This window comes from Gordonia namibiensis NBRC 108229, from assembly GCF_000298235.1.
Lineage (GTDB): Bacteria > Actinomycetota > Actinomycetes > Mycobacteriales > Mycobacteriaceae > Gordonia > Gordonia namibiensis.
In genome coordinates this window covers 102,596-122,827 of the sequence record NZ_BAHE01000056.1, presented here as the reverse complement: position 1 = coordinate 122,827, position 20,232 = coordinate 102,596, and the positions used below count along the sequence as shown (strand labels likewise).

General features: G+C 66.3%; 17 protein-coding genes. 6 read left to right on the top strand and 11 right to left on the bottom strand.

Annotation, left to right across the window (positions count from 1 at the left end):
- Positions 1 to 135: 135 nt before the first annotated feature.
- From GONAM_RS21040 to GONAM_RS21030, 3 genes are all read left to right on the top strand, one after another.
- Positions 136 to 456: an ArsR/SmtB family transcription factor gene (locus tag GONAM_RS21040; protein ID WP_006868774.1), complete on the top strand. Its 321-nt coding sequence runs from the start codon at positions 136 to 138 to the stop codon at positions 454 to 456.
- A 32-nt stretch (positions 457 to 488) separates the two neighbouring features.
- Positions 489 to 1,346 (top strand): alpha/beta fold hydrolase, encoded by an 858-nt coding sequence (locus GONAM_RS21035; RefSeq protein ID WP_006868773.1) that lies wholly within the window; start codon positions 489 to 491, stop codon positions 1,344 to 1,346.
- Positions 1,347 to 1,499: 153 nt separating this feature from the next.
- Complete coding sequence (locus tag GONAM_RS21030; protein WP_040537127.1) at positions 1,500 to 2,435, top strand: hypothetical protein; 936 nt, start codon at positions 1,500 to 1,502, stop codon at positions 2,433 to 2,435.
- 136 nt (positions 2,436 to 2,571) lie between these two features.
- On the opposite strand, the gene GONAM_RS21025 is transcribed toward GONAM_RS21030, so the two are convergent.
- Entirely contained in the window at positions 2,572 to 4,773 is a 2,202-nt protein-coding gene (locus tag GONAM_RS21025; RefSeq protein ID WP_040537125.1) for a 3-hydroxyacyl-CoA dehydrogenase NAD-binding domain-containing protein, read from the bottom strand.
- 42 nt (positions 4,774 to 4,815) lie between these two features.
- Positions 4,816 to 6,027 carry an acetyl-CoA C-acetyltransferase gene (locus tag GONAM_RS21020; protein WP_006868770.1) on the bottom strand — a complete coding sequence of 404 codons (1,212 nt, stop codon included), beginning with the start codon at positions 6,025 to 6,027 and terminating at the stop codon, positions 4,816 to 4,818.
- 129 nt (positions 6,028 to 6,156) lie between these two features.
- On the opposite strand from GONAM_RS21020, the gene GONAM_RS21015 reads away from it, so the two are divergent.
- The 3 genes from GONAM_RS21015 (at position 6,157) to GONAM_RS21005 (ending at position 9,426) form a co-directional block, all read left to right on the top strand.
- Complete coding sequence (locus tag GONAM_RS21015; RefSeq protein WP_040537143.1) at positions 6,157 to 7,326, top strand: TetR/AcrR family transcriptional regulator; 1,170 nt, start codon at positions 6,157 to 6,159, stop codon at positions 7,324 to 7,326.
- A gap of 187 nt (positions 7,327 to 7,513) precedes the next feature.
- Positions 7,514 to 8,743, top strand: coding sequence for an acyl-CoA dehydrogenase family protein (locus GONAM_RS21010; RefSeq protein ID WP_006868768.1), 1,230 nt, complete (start codon positions 7,514 to 7,516; stop codon positions 8,741 to 8,743).
- A 59-nt stretch (positions 8,744 to 8,802) separates the two neighbouring features.
- Entirely contained in the window at positions 8,803 to 9,426 is a 624-nt protein-coding gene (locus GONAM_RS21005) for a TetR/AcrR family transcriptional regulator (RefSeq protein ID WP_006868767.1), read from the top strand.
- Between the two features lie 83 nt (positions 9,427 to 9,509).
- Here the strand turns inward: GONAM_RS21005 and GONAM_RS21000 are convergent, their stop codons facing one another.
- From GONAM_RS21000 to GONAM_RS20960, 9 genes are read right to left on the bottom strand one after another with little or no spacing between them, the layout of a single operon-like run.
- The gene (locus GONAM_RS21000; RefSeq protein WP_006868766.1) at positions 9,510 to 10,298 is read right to left on the bottom strand and encodes an SDR family NAD(P)-dependent oxidoreductase; all 789 of its coding nucleotides are present in this window, start codon (positions 10,296 to 10,298) and stop codon (positions 9,510 to 9,512) included.
- A gap of 16 nt (positions 10,299 to 10,314) precedes the next feature.
- A complete protein-coding gene (locus tag GONAM_RS20995) occupies positions 10,315 to 12,252 on the bottom strand; it encodes an oxidoreductase (protein WP_006868765.1) in 1,938 nt (645 codons plus the stop codon).
- A gap of 37 nt (positions 12,253 to 12,289) precedes the next feature.
- Positions 12,290 to 13,351 carry an ABC transporter substrate-binding protein gene (locus tag GONAM_RS20990; protein ID WP_006868764.1) on the bottom strand — a complete coding sequence of 354 codons (1,062 nt, stop codon included), beginning with the start codon at positions 13,349 to 13,351 and terminating at the stop codon, positions 12,290 to 12,292.
- Positions 13,348 to 14,376, bottom strand: coding sequence for an ABC transporter substrate-binding protein (locus tag GONAM_RS20985; RefSeq protein WP_006868763.1), 1,029 nt, complete (start codon positions 14,374 to 14,376; stop codon positions 13,348 to 13,350). The genes GONAM_RS20990 and GONAM_RS20985 overlap by 4 nt, the downstream gene beginning before the upstream one ends.
- A gap of 33 nt (positions 14,377 to 14,409) precedes the next feature.
- On the bottom strand, positions 14,410 to 15,174 hold the full coding sequence (locus GONAM_RS20980) for an SDR family NAD(P)-dependent oxidoreductase (protein WP_006868762.1): 765 nt from the start codon (positions 15,172 to 15,174) through the stop codon (positions 14,410 to 14,412).
- A 22-nt stretch (positions 15,175 to 15,196) separates the two neighbouring features.
- Positions 15,197 to 16,909, bottom strand: a complete 1,713-nt coding sequence (locus GONAM_RS20975; RefSeq protein ID WP_006868761.1) for an ABC transporter permease — start codon at positions 16,907 to 16,909, stop codon at positions 15,197 to 15,199.
- On the bottom strand, positions 16,906 to 18,087 hold the full coding sequence (locus GONAM_RS20970) for an ABC transporter ATP-binding protein (protein ID WP_006868760.1): 1,182 nt from the start codon (positions 18,085 to 18,087) through the stop codon (positions 16,906 to 16,908). The genes GONAM_RS20975 and GONAM_RS20970 overlap by 4 nt, the downstream gene beginning before the upstream one ends.
- Position 18,088: 1 nt before the next feature.
- A complete protein-coding gene (locus GONAM_RS20965; protein WP_006868759.1) occupies positions 18,089 to 18,895 on the bottom strand; it encodes an SDR family NAD(P)-dependent oxidoreductase in 807 nt (268 codons plus the stop codon).
- Positions 18,892 to 19,923 carry an ABC transporter substrate-binding protein gene (locus GONAM_RS20960; RefSeq protein WP_006868758.1) on the bottom strand — a complete coding sequence of 344 codons (1,032 nt, stop codon included), beginning with the start codon at positions 19,921 to 19,923 and terminating at the stop codon, positions 18,892 to 18,894. The genes GONAM_RS20965 and GONAM_RS20960 overlap by 4 nt, the downstream gene beginning before the upstream one ends.
- Positions 19,924 to 20,232: the final 309 nt, after the last annotated feature.

Below are 20,232 nucleotides of genomic sequence, written 5' to 3'. Positions count from 1 at the left end.
CGTCCGAGGGGCCGGTGGCCAATACGTGTCGTCACAGACATATGTTCTCCCAGACATACATCGGTCGCCACTCGACCCCGGCATTCATGCCCGGTGGTGTAATTCGAGAGGGCGGGACGAGCAGAGGAGGCACGGGTGACCGATTTCGACGCGGACTCATGGGCCGCGCGCTTCACGCTGCTCAGCGACCCGACGCGCCTGCGTCTTGTCGCCGAGATGCACGCACATCCGGGCTCGACGGTCGCCGAGCTCGCCGCCGCGATCGGCATCACCGAGAACGCCGCCTCGCAGTCGATCCGGGCACTCCGCGACCAGGGGTGGGTGCGGTCGGAGAAGGTCGGCCGGAGGGTCCACTACGAGGTCGTCGGCGATGCGATCGTGCATCGCATCCTCCACGACATCATCGGAGTCGGGCACATCTCCGCAGGTCACGGACACGATCACGCACACCCGTGACAACGGATTAGAACACGTTCTAATCTAGTCGCGTGGATGTCTCCTACGATGCGACCAAACGGGAACTGACGACCGACCAGGGCACCCTGCGCTACCACGAGGCCGGTGACGCCGACGCGCCGCCGCTGATCCTCCTGCACGGGTCCGGCCCCGGTGTCACCGGTTGGCGCAACTATCGCGGCAACCTCGGCCACTTCGCGCAGACCCATCACTGCTACGTGATCGAGTTCCCCGGCTTCGGCGTCAGCGACGCGGTCGAAGGTCACCCGGTCCTCACCGCCGGCGGCTCGGTCATCCGGTTCATGGATGCGCTCGGCATCGACAAGGCCCCGATGATCGGCAACTCGATGGGCGGCGTCGTCGGCGTCAACCTGGCGATCAAGAAGCCCGACCGTGTCGAGAAGCTCGTGACCATCGGCGGCGTCGGCCCGAACGTCTTCAGCCCCAGCCCCAGCGAGGGCCTGCGTCTCCTGCAGGAGTTCACCGACGCCCCCGACAAGGACAAGCTCGTCCGCTGGCTGAACTCCATGGTCTTCGACCGTTCCCTCGTGACCGAGGAGCTCATCGAGGAGCGCTGGGAAGCCGCGATCAATCCGGACGCCCAGAAGACCGCCCAGATGATGTACGGTTCAGCGGCTTTCGAGATGCAGCAGCAGTTCATGGCCGCCTCCGACACTCCTCCCTATTGGGCGTCGATGCACAAGGTCGCCTGCCCGACGCTCCTCACCTGGGGCCGCGACGACCGCGTCAGCCCGCCCGACATGGCGATGGTCCCCATGCGCCTCATCCCCGACGCCGAGCTGCACATCTTCCCGAAGTGCGGCCACTGGGTGATGATCGAGGCCAAGGAAGCGTTCGAGGCGACGGTCAGCTCCTTCCTGACCCGCTGATCACCCGTTCCCGCGGCGGTATTTCACTCCAGACCACCTGAGTCTTCGCTCACCACATCCGTTCCCGCTCACTCTTGAAGGGTGAGCGGGAACGGATCATGTGAGCGCTCCCGCGGACGGGAACCCTGTCGCCGCGCGCTGCGTCGTATCTCTGTGCCGTCCTTTCCCACCGATCGCTTCGGGCTCGTCCACCGCGATGCAGCACTGCACGCCGGATTCTCCGACCAACAACTATCCGGTGCCACCACCCGCCGTGAGCTCGTGCGCCTGATACCGGGAGTCTGGGTCCCGGCCTCCGACCAACCGGCCGGTGCGGACTCCCTCGAGAAGCGTCACCGTCTGCGCGCGCTGGCGGTCGCCACCTCGGGCCCCACCGACGGTCATCCGCTCAGCCACGTGTCCGCCGCAGCTCTTCACGAGCTACCGATGCTGCATCCGGATCTCGGCCTCGTCCATGTGACCACCGGGCGTCCTTCGGGCGGATCGATTCGCGGACAACGACATCTGCACGCGTCACCGCTCGACCCACAGGAGGTTGTCGAGGTCGACGGCATACGGGTCACGTCCATCGAACGCACCGCCGTCGACGTCGCGACCATGGGGAGTTTCGACCAGGCCCTGGTCATTTTCGACGCCGCGCTCCGTGCCGGTGCCGACCCCACCGTGATGGCGGATCTCCTCGCAGGCCGCCGACGCCAGAGCGCACGGAATGCCCGGCGAGCATTGCCCTTCGCGAACGCGGCCGCGGAGAGCGTCGGCGAATCCTGGAGTCGCGCGCAGATGATCGACGCGGGTCTCCCGATCCCGACGCTGCAGCGTGAGTTCGTCATCGACGGTCAGAAGTACCGCAGCGACTTCGACTGGGAGGAACTGCTCGTCGGCGAGTTCGACGGTCTGCACAAGTACGGCCTACTCCGCAATGCCGATGAGTCGGCGACCGACGTGGTCATTCGCGAGAAGCTGCGCGAGGATCGACTGCGCGCCAAGGGCGTCACCGTCGTCCGCTGGACCTGGTCAACCCTCGAGAAGCGCCAACTCGTTCCGCTGCTGCAGCCCTGGCTAAAGAAGTTCGGGCTCCTCGCCGCCTAGTTTCGCTCACAAGATCCGTTCTCGCTCACCCTTCAACGGTGAGCGGGAACGGAGAAAGTGAGCGAAAGCAAGAGCCCCGACCGGAACGAATCCGGCCGGGGCCTTGATGTCTGCTGGTCACCCAACAGCGAGTGCCTTACTTCGCAGCGAGGTTCTCGTTGGTCAGCTTGGTGACACCCTGCTCGGCCTTCTCGACGAGCGAGGCCGGCGGCTCGAAGTGCTTGCCGTACTTGCCGGCGAGCTCCTTGGCGCGCGCGACGAAGCCGGGCACGCCACCCTCGTAACCGTTGACGTACTGGATGACACCGCCGGTCCAGGCCGGGAAGCCGATGCCGAAGATCGAACCGATGTTGGCGTCCTCGACGGAGGTGAGCACACCTTCGTCGAAGCACTTGACGGTCTCGAGGGACTCGGCGAAGAGCATGCGCTCCTTCATGTCCTCGAGCGGGATCTCCGTGGTGCCCGACTTGAACTGCTCACGCAGGCCCGGCCAGAGCTGGGTGCGCTTGCCGTTCTCGTCGTAGTCGTAGAAGCCCTTGCCGTCCTTCTTGGCGGTGCGGCCGTTCTCGACCATCCAGTCGACGACGGCGTTCGAGCCGTGCTGCGGAACTTCCTTGCCCTCGGCCTTGAGCGCTGCCTCGGTCTCCTTGCGGATCTTCTGCGGCAGGGTCAGGGTCAGCTCGTCCATGAGCTGCAGCGGCGCGGCCGGGTAGCCGGCCTGGGTGCCCGCATGCTCGATGAAGGCCGGCTCGACGCCCTCGCCGACGGCCGCGATGGCCTCGTTGATGAAGGTGCCGATGACACGGCTGGTGAAGAAGCCACGGCTGTCGTTGACGACGATCGGGGTCTTGCGGATCTGCAGGGTGTAGTCGATGACCTTGGCCAGCACGGCATCCGAGGTCTTCTCACCCTTGATGATCTCGACCAGCGGCATCTTGTCGACCGGCGAGAAGAAGTGGATACCGATGAAGTCCTCGGACCGCTTCACGCCCTCGGCGAGGATGGTGATCGGCAGGGTCGAGGTGTTGGAACCCAGGACGGCGTCGGGCTCGACGATGTCCTCGATCTCCTGGAACACCTTGTGCTTGACCTCGACCGACTCGAAGGCGGCCTCGATGACGAGGTCGACGCCCTTGAAGTCCTCCGGATCGACGGTCGGGTGGATGCGGGCGAGGAGCGCGTCGCTCTTCTCCTGCGTGGTCTTGCCACGCGAGAGGGCCTTCTCCTCGAGCTTCTCCGAGTAACCCTTACCGCGCTTGGCGGCTTCGAGATCGATGTCCTTGAGGACGACCTCGATGCCGGCCTTGGCCGAGACGTACGCGATGGCCGCGCCCATCATGCCGGCGCCGATGACGCCGACCTTCTTGGCGGTGTACTTGTCGTAGCCCTCGGGGCGCGAGCCGCCACCGTTGATGTGCTGCAGGTCGAAGAAGAACGCCTTGATCATGTTCTGCGCGACCTGGCCGGTGACCAGCGAGACGAAGTAGCGGGTCTCGATGATGTCGGCGGTGTCGACGTCGACGTACGCACCTTCGACGGCCGCGGCCAGGATGGCGCGCGGAGCCGGCATGTTGGCACCCTTGATCTGCTTGCGCAGCAGGGCCGGCAGGGCCGGGAGGTTCGCGGCGAAGGCCGGGTTGGTGGGAGCACCGCCCGGGATCTTGTAGCCCTTGACGTCGAACGGCTGCTGGGCCTCGGGGTTCTCCTTGATCCATGCCTTGGCGGCGGGGATCAGTTCCTCGATGGAGCCGACGACCTCGTTGACCAGGCCGGTCTCCTTGGCCTTGGTCGGGTTGAAGCGCTGGCCCTGGAGCAGGACACCCATGAGGGCGTTCTGGATACCGAGCAGGCGGACGGTACGGACGACGCCGCCACCACCGGGGAGCAGGCCGAGGGTGGCCTCGGGCAGACCGATCTGGACACCCTTGACGTCCGCGGCGATGCGGTAGTGGGTGTGCAGCGCGATCTCCAGGCCGCCACCGAGGGCGGCGCCGTTGATGGCCGCGACGACGGGCTTGCCCAGGGTCTCGAGACGACGCAGCACCTTCTTCATGGCGTTGGTGGTCTCGGTGATCTGGGTGGCGATCTCGGCCTTGGAGACGTTCGAGCGGTCGCTCGTCATGTCCTTGAGGTCGCCGCCGGCAAAGAAGGTCTTCTTCGCCGAGGTCAGGATGACACCGGTGATGTCGTCCTTCTCCGCCTCCAGGCGGTCGACGGTCGCAGCCATCGACTCCTGGTACAGCGCGTTCATGGTGTTGGCGCCCTGGTTGGGGTCGTCCATGGTCAGGATGACGACGCCGTCGGCGTCCTTCTCCCAGTTGATCATGTTGTCACTCATGGTGTTTCGCAGAGTTCTTTCTCGTGAAGTGGGAGCGGGTCGTCAGAGACGCTCGATGATGGTCGCGACGCCCATGCCGCCACCGATGCAGAGGGTGATCAGGCCGTAGCGGCCGCCGGTGCGCTCGAGCTCGTCGAGGCAGGTGCCGTAGATCATCGCGCCGGTCGCACCGAGCGGGTGACCCATGGCGATCGCGCCACCGTTCACGTTGACCTTCTCGTGCGGGATCTTCAGATCCTTCATCCACTTCATGACGACCGAGGCGAAGGCCTCGTTCAGCTCGAAGACGTCGATGTCGTCGACGGTCAGGCCGGCCTTCTTCAGTGCCAGCTCGGTGGCCGGGGTGGGGCCGGTCAGCATGATGGTGGGCTCGGAGCCGACCTCGGCGAACGAGACGACGCGGGCGCGGGGGGTCAGGCCGTTGCGCTTGCCGGCCTCCTCGCTACCGATGAGCACGAGGCCCGAGCCGTCGACGATGCCGGAGCTGTTACCACCGGTGTGGACGTGGTTGATCTTCTCCACGCTCGGGTACTTCTGCAGCGCGACGTCGTCGAAGCCGGCCATGTCGGCGAGGGCGGCGAAGGCGGCCTTCAGCTTGCCGAGGCTCTCGACGGTCGAACCCGGACGACGGTGCTCGTCGTGGTCGAGGATGGTGACGCCGTTGATGTCCTTGACGGGCACGACGGACTTGGTGAAGTAGCCACTGGTCCAAGCCTTCTCGGCACGAGCCTGCGACTCGGCGGCGTAGGCGTCGACGTCCTCGCGCGAGAAGCCCTCGATGGTGGCGATCAGGTCGGCACCGATGCCCTGCGGGACGATGTAGTGGTCGTACGCGGTGGCCGGGTCGGTGAAGAGTGCACCGCCGTCGCTGCCCATCGGCACGCGCGACATCGACTCGACACCACCGGCGATCACCAGGTCGTCGAAGCCGGAGGCGACCTTGGCGGCCGCGAGGTTGGTGGCTTCCAGGCCCGACGCGCAGAAGCGGTTGATCTGGGTACCCGGAACGGACTCGGGGAGGCCGCTGTTGAGGGCGGCGGTACGTGCGATGACCGCACCCTGCTCGCCGACCGGCGAGACGACACCGAGGATCACGTCGTTGACGTCGGCGGGATCGAGGCCGCCGTGGCGGGCCAGAACCTCGTCGATCAGACCCGAGACCAGGTCGACCGGCTTGACGCTGTGCAGCGCACCGCCGCGCTGCTTGCCACGAGGCGTGCGGATCGCCTCGTAGATGAATGCTTGATCAGGCACGAAAGTGTTCCTTTCACACGAACCACCAGTTGGTTACTCACCGAGGCTAACGCGGAATCACTTATTTGGCTATACCCCGTGGTCAACCGGTCTGGATTTCCTCTGAATGTGCGCTATGGTCTGTTCACCATGCCTGACCGAAAGACGACCCGCACCAAGGGCGCCGACCGCAAGCGACAGCTCGTCGACTCTGCGGCGTCGCTCTTCGTCCAGCGCGGCTACGCGCAGGTGTCGGTCGCCGACATCGCCCGTTCGGCGGGCGTCACCGCACCGTCGGTCTACCGGCATTTCGACGACAAGCAGTCACTCCTCGAGGCGGCCGTCCTGGCCGGTGTCGACGACCTCGAAGCGTGTACCGACAGAGCTCTCCGCGACGGCAACGACGCGGCGACGCTGATCTCCACCGTGTGCGCGCTGGCCGTCCAGCGTCCGCAGACGGCCTCGCTCTGGCGCTGGACGAGCAACTACCTCACGGTCGAGCAGAACAAACAGGTCGCGCTCCGCACCCGTGAGGTGATCGGACAGTGGGCGGCCGCGATCCTCACCGGACGCGAGGACCTGACCGAACGCGAGGCCGTCCAACTCGCGTGGGCGATCCTGAGCGTCAGCGGCAGCCTCACCGTGCACCACACCCGCATGTCGAGCATTCGCGCGCGGGAAGAGATCGAGAAGTTGGTCCGACGGCTGTTGGCGCTGAGCCCGTCGACGGCACCCCCACTCGCCACCACGCCCGAACTCGCCGGGACGACGCGATCGCGCCGGGACGAGATCCTCGACGCGGCGGCCGCCCTGTTCGCCGCGCGCGGGTACTCCGACGTCGGGGTCGACGAGATCGGTGGCGCGGTCGGAATCGCAGGTCCCAGTGTGTACAAACACTTTCCGTCGAAGATGGCGATCCTGGTGGCCATCGGTTATCGCAGCGGTGCGCGCCTCGAGGCGGCGGTGATGGCGGCCTACGGAGCGACGAACGATCCCGCCAAGCTCCTTGCCACGCTTGTCGATTCGTACGTCGAGGTCATCACCAGCACTCCCGACCTGTCCGTCAGCTTCAACAACTCCCCGGTCCTCGCCGGCCAGCCCGGCGCCACCGAGCTGCTCGACATCCAGCGACGCTATGTCGCCCGCTGGATCGATCTGCTCATCGAGGTCGACCCGGGCCTCAAGCGGGACCAGGGCGCGGTGGCCGTGCACGCGGCGCTGTCCATCGTCAACGACGCGGTGCGGATGAGACGCGGCACCCAGAGTCCCGAATTCGCCGCACGGATGGCCTATCTGATGAAGGGCATCCTCGCGGTCTGACATCGTTTCCTTTCCACGCTCACGTGGTCACTGTGATTCGTGCTGACGCGGTCACTGCGCCTGAACTTACTTCAGTTCGGCTTTCTTGTCCATAGATGCTTGACAGCTCGGGGCACGTCCAACGAATATGAATTGAGTTCTGTTCAGGTTTCCCGATTCACAACCATGCTCGGCAAGGAGTTCAGCGATGAGCATTCACCCCGGGACGGCCGAGACACTGTCCGCCGCACCGCTCGACACCCACGACGCAGGCGACAGCGTCGCGGGCGGGCGCCCCTGGTCGATCGACACCGCAATCCCTTTGCTGCCCACCGACGAAGAATCGGATCTCCGCGATGCGATCCGATCACTGCTGGCGTCCGCAGGCGACATCGAGGACGTCCGTCGCATCACCGAGTCGGAGCTCGGATACTCGTCGGAGGTCTGGTCTGAGCTGGCCACGTCGATGGCGGTGACCACGATGGCCGTACCCGAATCCGATGGCGGCCTCGGCTACGGGCTGACCTACCTCTGCACCGTGCTCGAGGAGTGCGGCCGGGCGCTGCGTCCGGAGCCCGTCCTGACCTCGGCAGCGGTCGGCGTCCACGCTCTCCTGCTGGGCAGCGATGCCCGCCTCGACCAACACCGGGCGGCAGCACTCGACGGGCGCGCCGTGGTCACCGCGACCCCGCTCGACAGCGACACCGACTGTCTGACCGCCTTCGAGATCTCCTCCGGGGACTGGCGCTTGTCGGGCACCGCGGCGCACGCGCCGCACGGCGCCACCGCCGACATCGCCGTCGTCACAGCCGAAACCGGCAGCGGCCGTCGATTGTTCGCCGTCCCGCTCACCGATGATGCGGTCACGCGGGTCACCGCAGAATCAATCGACCCCACTCGGCCCCTCGCGGTGCTCCATCTCGACACGGCAGCCGCGATCCCGTTGTCCGCCGAAGGCGACACCGCTGCCCTGCTGTCGGAACTCCGGGCCCGGGCGACCATCGCCGTCGCCGCGGAGAACGTCGGTATCGCCTCGCATCTCCTCGAGATGACAATCGAATACACCAGCTCGCGTAAGCAGTTCGGTCGGGCGATCGCGTCGTACCAGGCGATCAAGCACCGAATCGCCGACATGCTCCTCGACGTCGAGCGCGCCCGATCCGCCGCCCGCTACGCGGCCGGCGTCGTCGACGCGGACGGTGACCGTGACGCCATCGCATTCGCCGCCGCGGTTGCCGGAACCATCTGCGCCGAGGCCGCGATCCGGGTCTGCACCGAGACCATCCAGTTGCACGGTGGTATCGGCTTCACCTGGGAGCACCCTGCCCACAACTACTATCGGCGGGTGCTCGTCAACGAGGCGGCCGCGGGGGACGCCACGACTCAGCGGGCACGCATCGCATCGTCGATACTCGACCGCGTGCCCGAATCCGCGTGACCTGAGTTCAACTCATGTCACGATGGACACCGGCGACACAGATCAGAAGGGGGTAGGCAATGCCAGTCGACTCGAAAGTTCGTGAGGACGGACCACGCTCGAAGCGTGCGCGGATCCTGACGGTCGCCGTCGAGCAGTTCGGCAAGGTGGGATACGAGCACACCAAGTGGGCGTCGGTCGCAGGCGAGGTGGGTATCGGCCAGACCGCGCTGTATCACTACTTCGAGTCGAAGGCGCACTGCCTGCTGACGATCATGCGCATCGAACTGGCCGAGTCCGTGAGCCGGTTCGACGCAGGGACCGCCGGGATCAGCGATCCCGAAGAGGCCCTGCGCGCAGCGGTCGCAGCGGCTCTCGAAGCCGAGCCCACCGACGCCCTTCAGCGGCGAATCCTGCAGAACCACATGGACATCCTCAGCACTCCGCGCCAGTCGGAGAAAGAGGAGACCGAACGGGTCCAGTCCCGCGAGCTGGTCGCTCAGATCGAGCGCAACTGGACCGAGTTGCTCAAGCGCGGAATGGAGTCGGGCGCCTTCGCCCCCGGCGATCCCGAACTGGCATCGCGGTTGGTCCTGGGCGCGATGGTCAGCGTGTGGCGGTGGTACCGGCCCGGCGGGCCGATCTCCCCCGACGACATGATCAAGACCGTCACCGAGTCGTTGGTCCGAATGGTCAAGGCCTGAGCCAAGTCCTCGACAGACGCAAAAGCCTGAGCGGAACCGTTTTCGATTCCGCTCAGGCTTTTTTCGTGTCTGGGTACTTCTCGTCAGACGGTGAATCTGCCGCCGTTGCTCAGCACCACAGCACCGACGAGATTGGCCGCTCCCGGCGACGCCAGATACAGGATCGTGTCGGCGAGCTCCTCCGGGCTGGCGTAGCCACGAGCCGGACCCGAGTCCATCGCTGCACGAAGGTGCGCCGGGGTCCGCGCGGCCATGGCGGTGTCGACCGGGCCGGGCGCGATCGTGTTGACGCGAATGCCGAACGGCAGTACCTCTTTCGCTACCGACTGGCTCATCGCATGGACCGCCGCCTTGGACGCAGAGTAGTGCGGGTAACCGATGAGGGTGTCGAAGGCCGACGACGAACCGACCGTCACGATGGCACCTCCTCCGCGACCTTTCATGGCGCGCACAGCTTCTCGCAGCACGTAGAACGTGCCGTCGAGGTTGATGTCCAGAACCCGTCGCCACATCTTGTCGGTCAGTCGCGACGTGACGTCGATGGGCTCGCCCTGTGCCGCCGCCTCCTGCATCCACGTCTTCGAGGTCGGATCGTCCACGCCGGCCGCGTGCACCACGACGTCCAGCCGCCCGTGCTCGGCGACGACGCCGGCGAATGCCTCGGCAACCGCCTCCGAGTCGGAGACGTCCAATTCCAGGGCCCGGGCGCCGTCGATCTCGGATGCCACCGTCTTCGCTCCGTCGATGGAGACGTCGACGACGTACACCAATTCCGCACCGCGACGGTTGAGTTCGCGCACCGTCGCGGCTCCGATCCCGGATCCGCCGCCGGTGACGACCGCGATCTTGCCCTCGAACTGGGCCTCGTTCATCATTTCTCCTCTGATCTCAGATCTCTGCACCGACGCGATAGCCTTCGGCTATCGCATGTCCGATGCGTCGTGGGGTCACGCAGTCACCGATCTGACTGATCGTGGTATCGCCCCCGTCGATGGCGAACGGCGACAGGGGTACCCGGGGCTGATGCCAGACGATCAGCGACTCCGGAATGATCTGTGGCTCACCGCCGAAAACCGGCCGGCTCTGCAACGAGCCGTCGCCACCCGGCTCGAGTGTCCGTGCGACTTCCAGGGTGACCCCTGCCTCGGCGAGTCGACGGAGCAGCGGGCCGACGCTCTCGGCCGGGATACGCGAACACAGTGAGGTCAGCGGCGTCGACAGGGTGACCCGCCAACCCTGTTGCGCGAGAGCCTCGGCCGCGTTGTAGGCCGGCCAGAATCCGTCACCGTCGTCGACGACCACGGCGTTGCGCGTGTCGATCGACGGCAGATCGCCGAGGATCGCCTGATCCACGGTTGCCGACGCGTGCTGCGGTAGCCACCCCGGGATCGGCGCCGGCCGGGAGCCGGTGGCCACGATGACATGGTCGGCGATACCGGTGATCTCGGTGAAGTCGTCGGGATCGATGGCCGCGGCGAGGTTCACGTCCACCTTGAGACGCCGCATCTCGTGACCGAGATAGTCGACGATATCGATCAGGGTGCTCCGGTGCGGCGACCGTGCGGCGGTCCGGACGGCTCCGCCGAGTTCGGTTGCACCCTCGAAAAGGGTTACCCGGTGCCCCCGTTCGGCCGCGACGCGAGCGGCTTCCAACCCGCCCGGGCCACCGCCGATGACATAGACCTCTTTGGTCTCCGGCGCCCGCATTCCGACATTCCGGTGTCTGCCCCGTCCGACCTCGGCGTTCACCGCGCAGTGCAGGTGCGGATCGAAGGCCCGGCAGTCCTGGTTGACCCCGAGGCATCCCCGGATCTCCAGCATTCGGCCCTCGGCCGACTTGTTGGGTAGTTCAGGGTCGGCGATCAGCGCCCGCGCCATCCCGACGAGGTCGGCCTGGCCGCGTTTGATGATGTGTTCGGCGGTCGCCGCATCCCGGATCCGCTGTCCGACGAGGACCGGCACACCGGTGGCGGCACGCACCCGTGCTGCCGAACCCACCGCGACCGCGTCCGGTTGCGTCGAATCCTTGACGTACGACCCGCGGGTGCCGTGTGTGATGCTGAGGTAGTCCACGCCGAGGTCGGCGTAGTACTCCGCGATCCGTACACAGTCGTCGATCGTCATCCCGCCGGGGATCTCCTCCTCGCCGCTCAATCGCACGCCGAGCAGCTTTCCGGCAGGCATCTGCGCACGCATGGCCTCGACGACGAGTCGCCCGAATCGCATCCGGTTCTCGAATCCGCCACCGAAGGAGTCGGTTCGGCGGTTCGTCAGCGGTGACATGAACTGTGCGACGAGATATCCGTGGGCAGCATGGATCTCAAGACCGTCCACGTCGGCGGCGATGAGATTGCGTGCGGAGGTCGCCCAACCGTCGACGATGTCCTCGATCTCGGCGATCGTCAATTCATGGGGTGGATAGGCGTCTCGGTTCGTCTTGAGGGACGAGGGGGCCACCGGCGGTGAATCCGACTCCCCCCCGATGAACTCCCGTCCCAGATGGACCAATTGGGTGATCAGACGCGCCCCGTGACGGTGCACCGCGGCAACCTTCTTGGCCGTGGCGGGGATGACCTCGTCCTGGTAGGCCTCCACGAGTTTGCGTGACCGCAGAGTCGTGGTGGGGTGGACGACGGTCGCGCCGCCCACGATCATGCCGACACCTCCGGCGGCGAGCCGCTCGAAGTGCTCGGTGTCGCCCTCGGTCGGCACACCGTGCTCGACAAGGCTCGTGCCGGCGGGAAGAGCGACCAACCGGTTCCGGAGGGTCAGTCCGCCGATCTCCATCGGCGAGAACAGTTCGGGGAAAACGGGTCCGGCGGTCATCGGACCTCCTTTCGAGGAGTTATCGGCGGCCGACGACTCAGGACAGGAACTGCCTGCGCCACTCCTGCTGATACCGATCGACCGACTCCGCGGTGAGCGAGTCGACGTCAGGGAGCGGGATGTCCTGGGCTCGTGCGACCGCCCCGGGGATGTCCGGGAGTGCCGACGCATAACCGGTCGACAGAGCGGTCTGACCGTCCCGGGTGACCAGGAAGTCGGCCAGGACCTGGGCCGCGTTCGGATGGGGGGCCGAGGTAAGTACGTGGGAGTACCAGGGTGTGCCCCAATAGGGTTGCGGCAGCTTCCATCCGACCGGGGCGCCGGTCTTCTGCTCGCGCACCAGCGGTTGGACCATCGGTGTCGCGACGATCTCGCCGGAGTTGAGCGCCTGCGCGACGGCGAGCGCGCCGGGATAGATCCGCGGCTCGAGAGCTGCGAGACGCTTGTTGAAGTCGGGAGCCCAGTTCTTGTCGAAGAACCGGTACTCGTCCACGACGGGGGCGAAGCCGGCGGGGTTCACCACTCCGATCCGACCCCGCAGGGATTCGGACAAGAGATCCTCTGGCTTGTCGAGTCCGCCCGGCAGCGCATCTGTGTTCCACCCGAGGGCGAACGCCGCACCGCTGACGAGGAACAACCGATCGTCGATCACGCTGCGAGACCGCTCGTAGGCCGGGTTGTCGAAGGCCGGCCCGACCGGCTCGACCGAGTACTGCCCCGACGCGGCGGCCCGCGTGACCCAGCTGAAGTCCGAGGACATGTGGACGTCGGCGGTTCCCTTGCCAGTACGGTTCTCGGTCTCGACGCGAGGATTGATCTCGACATCGGTCCCACGGGTGAACTCGAGCGTGATCCGGGGGTAGGCGGCCTCGAACGACTCCTTGAGCTTCTGGAGATTGTCCGGGTGCTGGGTGGAGTAGAGATAGACGCTGCCCTCCTGCTCGGCGGCGGCGACCACCTCGTCCCAGTCACCGGAGACCGCCTCCGAAGAGGACGAGCCCCCGCCACATGCCGCTGTCATCGTGAGGGCGGCCGTGGCGAGGGCCACCAGGGACAGCCGGCGGATTCCGCCGACCGTCCCGAGGCGTCGGGAACTCATTTCAGAATCTGCTCCAGCTCGGACCGGTACTTCTGTGCACCTTGTCCGGTGGTCACGTCGAGGTTCTGGTCGGCGACCTCCTGAGCGTTCGCGACCGAACCTGCGATGTCGGGCAGTACCGAGGCGTAACCGGGAGTGGTCGCGGCCTGTCCGGCGGGCGTGACCATGAAGTCGGCGAGGACCTGGGCGGCGTTGGGATGCGGCGACGATCCCAACGCGAGTCCGTACCACTTCGCACCCCAGACATGCTCGGTCGCCGTCCAATCCACCGGCGCACCGGCGTCCTTGGACGTGAGCATGGGATCGGTCATCAGTCCGACGGTCACCTCACCCGACGCGACGGCTTGCCCCAGCGGCTGGTTGCTGGGGTAGATACGCGGATTCTGGGCCGCCAGCGCCTTGATGTAATCCTCGCCGTAGTACTTCTCGATGTGCGCGTAGTAATCGAGGTAGGTCGGCGAGGTCGCCGGGTTGACGATGCCGATCTTTCCTTTCAGCGCCGGATCGAGCAGGCCCCGCGCGTCCTTGACCCCGCCGGGGAGCGCCTTGGTGTTCCAGCCGAGACCGAGGATGACGGCACCTTCCAGGAAGAAGCGGTCATCGACGATGCTCGACGCGCGGTGGTAATCCGGCGCGTCGAATGCCGGCCCCACGACGGGGACGGCGACGTCGTTGTCGGCGTTCGCCTTCATCCACGAGATGTCGGTGATGACGGCAACGTCGCCGATTCCCTTGCCCGACCGCGATTCGGCGTCGATCTTGGAGAGGAGGTCGGCGTCGACCCCGCGGACGATCTCGAGATCGATGGCGGGGTAGGCCTTCTCGAACTGCTTCTCCAAGTCGGCGAGGCGGGGTGCGGCCTGCGTCGAGTACAGGGTGACCTTGCCCTCCTTGTTGGCCGCCGCGACGACGTCCTCCCAGGGGCCGTCCACCGCGCGGGAAGGTTCGCTGCCGCCTCCGCACGCAGCGACCGTCAGGGCGAGGGTCGCTGCTGCGAGCGCACCGACGAGTCTGCGAGTTCTCATGTGTTCCTCCGTTGATAAAGCCTGTCGCCTGACTCAGGCGCAGGTCCAGCCACCGTCGACGTAGAGTTCGGTGCCGGTGATGTAGAGCGCGTCGTCGCCGCCGAGGAATGCGACCGCGGCCGCGACGTCCTCCGCCTTGCCGAGGCGCCCCATCGGGGTGTTCGCGATCATCGCGTCGTGACGCTCGGTGCCCTCGTACCGCTCCCTGAGCTGTTCGGTGCCGATGAAACCCGGGTGGATCGAGTTCACCCGGACCCCGCGCTTCGCCCAGTGCAGCGCAGCATTCTTCGTCATCGTCCGCACCGCCCCCTTCGCGGCGGCGTAGGCGAGGCTGTTGCCCAGCCCGCCAACCGATCCCAGGATCGAGCACACGTTGACGATGGCCCCGCCTCCGGTCGCCTCGATGTGGGCGCCCGCGTGCTTCATCCCCAGCCAGGTACCGGTCTGACTGATGTCGATCACGCGCTGATAGGTGTCGACCTTCTCGTCGACCACCGACGCGAGACTCCCGATCGCACCGTTGTTGACGAGCAGGTCCAGCCGGGGATGACGCTCCGCGATGTCACCGACGACGCTCTCCCATCCACTCTCCGACGAGATGTCGAGTGTTGCGACCAGATGCTTGTCGGGTTCGGACAGACTGTCCCGCAACTCATCCAGCGGAGCACCGGCGACGTCGGTCAGCACGACTGAGGCTCCTTCACCGGCCAGGCGTCGAACGATCTCGACGCCGATCCCACCGGTTGCGCCGGTCACGAGCGCGACCTTGCCGGCAAGCCTGCCTGCACCTACACCCATCATGAACTCCTCGGACGCCGATTCAGAGATTGCTGAGGACATTGCGCCCGCCGACCACCATCGCCGCACCGACACCGCCGGCGGTCACCGCCGTCATCAGCAACGCCATCGCGGCAACCTGCGGGTACGACCCGTTCTGCCACATGTCGTAGAGCAACGTGCCCATCACCTGTGTGGTCGACGCCCGGACAAGGAGCGACGCCGCGAACTCGTGGGTCAGCAGGATGAACATCAGCGCCACTGCGCTCAGGATCGCAGGCCGCATGAGCGGCAACATGATCCGTAGGTTGGTGACGAGGGGCGACGCGCCACTGGTCGCCGATGCCTCGGTGTAGGTGTTGCCCAACGAGAGCATCGCGGTCATCTGCATCCGCACCGCGAAGGGCAGCATCAGCACCACATAGACCAACACGATGACCGTTCGCGTGCCGTAGAGGATCAGCGGCGGTTCGGTGTAGGTGAGCAGGAAGCCGACACCGAAGATGACGGCGGGGATACCCAGCGGCAGTGCGGTGATCAGATCGCCTACCAGGCCAAGGACCTTGTGCTGGCGGCCCCGCACCAGGAGGTTGGCCATTGCGTACCCGATCGGGATGCAGATCGCGACAGCGCCCAACGAGGTGAGAACACTGGTGACGATCGACTCGGTGACCGAGGCGTTCGCGAAGAGTTCACGGAAGTTGTCGAGGGTGAACAGTCCCCACGACAACGACCCGGACCAGTACGGGGTCAGCGACACGATGACGAGCCCGACCATCGGGATGACCAGCGCGACGAGGGCATACACGACCAGCGTGGCGCTCGCCCAACGCGCGCGACCACCGGTCGGCGAGAACGCCTTGCCGCCATGGGTGACGAAGCGGCTCTGGTTGCCCAACAACAGTTTCTGGACGAGGACGATCGCGATACCGAGGATCACCAGTGGCGAACCCGCGGCCGCGGCCGCGGCGAAGTCGGCCGGGGACTCCGATACCCGGCGGTACATGTCGGTGGTCAGCACGTTCACGCCGTTGTTCTGACCGAGCAGCAACGGACCGGTGAACTGGCCGAGACCGAGCAGGAAGGCGATACCGCCGCCGTAGATGAGCGAGGGCCGCAGGAGGGGCAGCACGATGCGGAAGAACACACCGACGGTCGACGACCCGCTCGTCTGTGCCGCTTCGAGGTGTTCGGCACTGATGTTTTGCATCCCGGCACTGACGAACAGGTAGACGAAGGACGTCAGGCCGAAGCCGGTCAGGATGATGATCCACGGCACGGTGTACACGTCGATCGGCCCGCTGTCGCTGCCGCTCCACCACGGGAGCTTCCGCAGCAGCACGTTCAGGTAGCCGGGGCCCGGGGAGAGCAGGAACGCCCAGCCCACGATGTTCGCGACGGCAGGCATGACGATCGGCAGGATGGGGATCATCTTGAGGAAGCCCATGCCCGCCGGCAGACGGCTCGCCGCGAAGGCGAGCAGCGTACCCAGGACCATGGCGATCACCAGCGAGCCCACCGCCAGCGCGACCGTCGTCCAGATCGTCTCCGCGATGTCGAAGCGGCCGTACTCGTTTCGGTAACCCTGCGCACCGTCCTCGAAGGCCAGTGCCTGCAGCCGGACCATCGGGAGGACCACCAGGTAGGCCAGGATCGCGAGCAGGATGCCGTAGCCGATCCGCGCCCGCCACTGGGCGGGGATCGCCAGCGACCGGGGGGACGATCCGATCCCGGCCGTCGGAACCGTGGCCGTCATGATGCGAGCTTCGCCGGGACCGGCGCCACCGCGGTCTTGGCGGTCTGCGAGACCGTGTCGATGGCCGCGTCGGCCTGGTCGGGGTACACCCGCAGCGCCGACGGATCGAAACTCACGGCGATCTGGTCGCCGGGCGCGCTCTTCTTCAGGGTCACACCGTGTTCGGCCGCGGAAGCACGCAACAGGAGGGTGTCCTCACCCGAACGCACCGTCACGTCGTAATACCGTCCGCCGTACTCGAAGTCGACGAGCTCGGCGTGCAGCACGACGTTGCCTGCCGGCGCCTCGGCCGTCGACGCGTGCAACAGGAGGTCATCGGGGCGAAGACGCGCCGCCGCCTCGGTACCGCGGTCCGGAACCCCGCGTACCAGTGCGCGCGACAGGTCGACCGCGTCGCCCTTGGTGGTACGCCATCCGTCGTGTCCCCGAAGGAGTTCGATCCGGTTCGACATCCCGATGAAGGCCGCGACGTATTCGGAGACCGGGGTCTCGAAGACGTGTTCGGGCTCGTCGTACTGTTCGATCTTGCCGGCCTTCATGATGGCGATCCGGTCGCCGAGGGCGAACGCCTCCGACTGGTCGTGCGTCACGAAGACCGCGGTGAAACCGAGCTGCTGGTGCAACTGGTGGATCTGCGACCGCACCTGATCGCGCAAGCGGGCGTCGAGATTCGAGAGCGGTTCGTCGAAGAGAACGAGGTCGGGACGGGACACCAGTCCGCGTGCGACCGCGACGCGCTGCTGCTGACCACCGGAGAGCTGAGAGGGGTAGCGGTCGAGCAGACCCTCGCAGTCCACCATCCGTGCGGCCTGCTCGATCGACCCGTCCTTGAGGGCCTCTTTCATCTTGCGGACCTTGAGCGGGTACCCGATGTTCTTGCGCACGGTCATGTGCGGCCACAGGGCGTAGGACTGGAAGACCATGCCGATGTTGCGGCGATGCGCCGGCACGTTCACGCCCGATTCGGCGTCGAAGATCAGCTCGTCCTTGAACGAGATCGACCCTCCCTGAGGGGTTTCCAGGCCGGCCAGGCAGCGCAGAGTGGTGGTCTTGCCGCATCCGCTCGGTCCGAGCAGGACGAGGAACTCGCCCTCTTCGATGGGTAGGTCCAGATCGTCGACGACGACGTTGTCACCGTACTTTTTGACCAGTCCGGACACTGAGAATCGAGATGTCACGTCAGTTCTCCGTGTTCTTGTCGAGGTTGTTCTTGGTAGGTGTGGTCACGCCGGCACCGGTTCCGCCGTCGACGAGGAGATCGACGCCGGTGATGTAACTGCTGCGCGGTTCGGCGAGGAACAGGATCACCTCGGCGACTTCCTCCGGGGCGCCCCGGCGCTGCATCGGGATGGTGCGGACGTAGCTCTCCACGTCGACGTGATCGAAGTCCGGTACTGCGGTGATCTCGGTGTCGATGCTTCCGGGGCACACGTCGTTGACACGGATCCCCTTGTGGGCCAGTTCGATGGCCGCGACCCTCGTCAGCGCGCGGACACCGAACTTCGACGCTCCGTACGCGCCGAGTTCGGCGGTGGCGACCACTCCTCGCAGAGACGAGATGTTGACCACCGCGCCACCGGCGACCATGTGCCGGGCGGCCGTGCGCACACCGAGGAAGGTGCCCACGAGGTTGAGGTCGACCATGCGCCGGAAACCGTCGAGGGGGGTGTCGGCGAGCGAGGCTCGAATGGCGGCGCCGGCCGAGTTGACCATCACCTGCAGGGGGTGGCCGTCTGCCTCCATCTCGGCGACGACCCGCCCCCAACCCTCCTCGTCTCGCACGTCGAGAACCTTGAACCGTTCCGCCGCGCCGTATTCCGCTGCTGCGGCACGGCCGCGATCGGCGTCGACATCGGTCGGGTAGACCACCGCGCCCCGCGCCGCGAAGGCTGCGGCAGTGGCGGCACCGATCCCCTTGGCTGCACCGGTGATCAACACCCCCGCGCCCTCGAGGTCGCGGGCAGCGGTTTCCCGAGCCCCGGTCACTGGAAGTCCTCCGCCCAGCTCTGCGAGAACTCGCGGACCTTGTCCGGGGTGAGGTTGTCGGTGTCGGGCGTGGCGATGTCCTGCGCGCGGGCGACCGCACCGGGGATGTCGGGAAGCACTGCGGCGTAACCGGAGTTGAGCGCGGTCTGTCCCGCTCGGGTGATCATGAAGTCGACGAGGACCTGGGCCGCATTCGGATTCGGCGCCGCCGACAATGCGCTGGTGTACCAGGGGGTACCCCACGGCGATGGGGGAAGCGCCCAGTTCACGGGTGCGCCGTTGTCCACCTCGGTGACAAGGGGCTGCACCGTGGGGGTCACCCAGATCTCTCCTGAGGTCAGCGCCTGGGCCACTCCGAGTGCGCTCGGGTAGATGCGCGGGGACAACGCCGCGATCTGCTTCCAGTAGTCCTCGCCGTAGGTCTTGGCGAAGTACCGGTACATGTCCACGTAGGACGCGATACCGGTGGGATTGACGACGCCGATCTTGCCCCGGTAGGCGGGGTTCACGACGTCCTGTGGTGTCCGGAGTCCGGCCGGCACGGCGTCGGTGTTCCAGCCGAGGCTGAAGACCGCGGCACTGGTCAGCGCGAACTGGTCGTCGATGAGGCTCTTCTCGGGCTGATAGTCCGGCGCCGTGAGCGCCGGCCCGACCAGATCGCTGGTGTAGGTCCCGGATTCGGCAGCGGTCTTCATCCACGCCGCATCTGTCTGCATGTGAACGTCGGCGATGCCCTTGCCGGTACGGTTCTCGGTCTCGACCTTCGGGTTGATGTCCACATCGGTCCCGCGCACGAAATCGAGGGCGATCTCGGGGTATTCGGCTTCGAACGCCTTCTTGAGCGCCTCGAGGTTCGCCGGTTTCTGGCTGGAGTAGAGAGTCACCTTCCCCTCACTCTTGGCAGCGGCGACCACGTCGTCCCACGAACCGTCCACGGGGCCGCCGGACGCACCGGTGTCCCCACCGCACGCCGCGAGCATGGTCACGGTGGCGACCGCGGCCGTGATGGCGGCCAGTGCGCGGGTCATACCTCTCATGCGACATCTACCTTCCGTCAGGGGTTTCCGGCGCCGGATGATCCGCGATGACCGCGGCCGGCTGATCCGGTGATCTCAGCGCGACCGGGGGATCGAACTGAACTGATCTCAGTTCTGAAATTTAGCCGCGGTTCCTAGTGATGTCAATCACGAACCTGCCTCATTTCTCATGAGGTCATACCTCTGGGTCGACTCGGTTCGGCACGCGTGCGGACCGGACGCACACGACGCCGCTACCCGCGTTCCCGCAGGTAGCGGCGTCGTGGACAGCGTGACGAAGGTGTAAGCCTCGATCCGAGG

What these genes read in the sequence shown, in the direction of transcription:
- GONAM_RS20985 (WP_006868763.1), bottom strand. Translation starts at nt 14,376, where the DNA reads ATGAGAACTCGCAGACTCGTCGGTGCGCTCGCAGCAGCGACCCTCGCC.
- GONAM_RS20975 (WP_006868761.1), bottom strand. Translation starts at nt 16,909, where the DNA reads ATGACGGCCACGGTTCCGACGGCCGGGATCGGATCGTCCCCCCGGTCG.
- GONAM_RS21010 (WP_006868768.1), top strand. Translation starts at nt 7,514, where the DNA reads ATGAGCATTCACCCCGGGACGGCCGAGACACTGTCCGCCGCACCGCTC.
- GONAM_RS20980 (WP_006868762.1), bottom strand. Translation starts at nt 15,174, where the DNA reads ATGGGTGTAGGTGCAGGCAGGCTTGCCGGCAAGGTCGCGCTCGTGACC.
- GONAM_RS20995 (WP_006868765.1), bottom strand. Translation starts at nt 12,252, where the DNA reads ATGACCGCCGGACCCGTTTTCCCCGAACTGTTCTCGCCGATGGAGATC.
- GONAM_RS20990 (WP_006868764.1), bottom strand. Translation starts at nt 13,351, where the DNA reads ATGAGTTCCCGACGCCTCGGGACGGTCGGCGGAATCCGCCGGCTGTCC.
- GONAM_RS21015 (WP_040537143.1), top strand. Translation starts at nt 6,157, where the DNA reads ATGCCTGACCGAAAGACGACCCGCACCAAGGGCGCCGACCGCAAGCGA.
- GONAM_RS20960 (WP_006868758.1), bottom strand. Translation starts at nt 19,923, where the DNA reads ATGACCCGCGCACTGGCCGCCATCACGGCCGCGGTCGCCACCGTGACC.
- GONAM_RS21005 (WP_006868767.1), top strand. Translation starts at nt 8,803, where the DNA reads ATGCCAGTCGACTCGAAAGTTCGTGAGGACGGACCACGCTCGAAGCGT.
- GONAM_RS21025 (WP_040537125.1), bottom strand. Translation starts at nt 4,773, where the DNA reads ATGAGTGACAACATGATCAACTGGGAGAAGGACGCCGACGGCGTCGTC.
- GONAM_RS21000 (WP_006868766.1), bottom strand. Translation starts at nt 10,298, where the DNA reads ATGAACGAGGCCCAGTTCGAGGGCAAGATCGCGGTCGTCACCGGCGGC.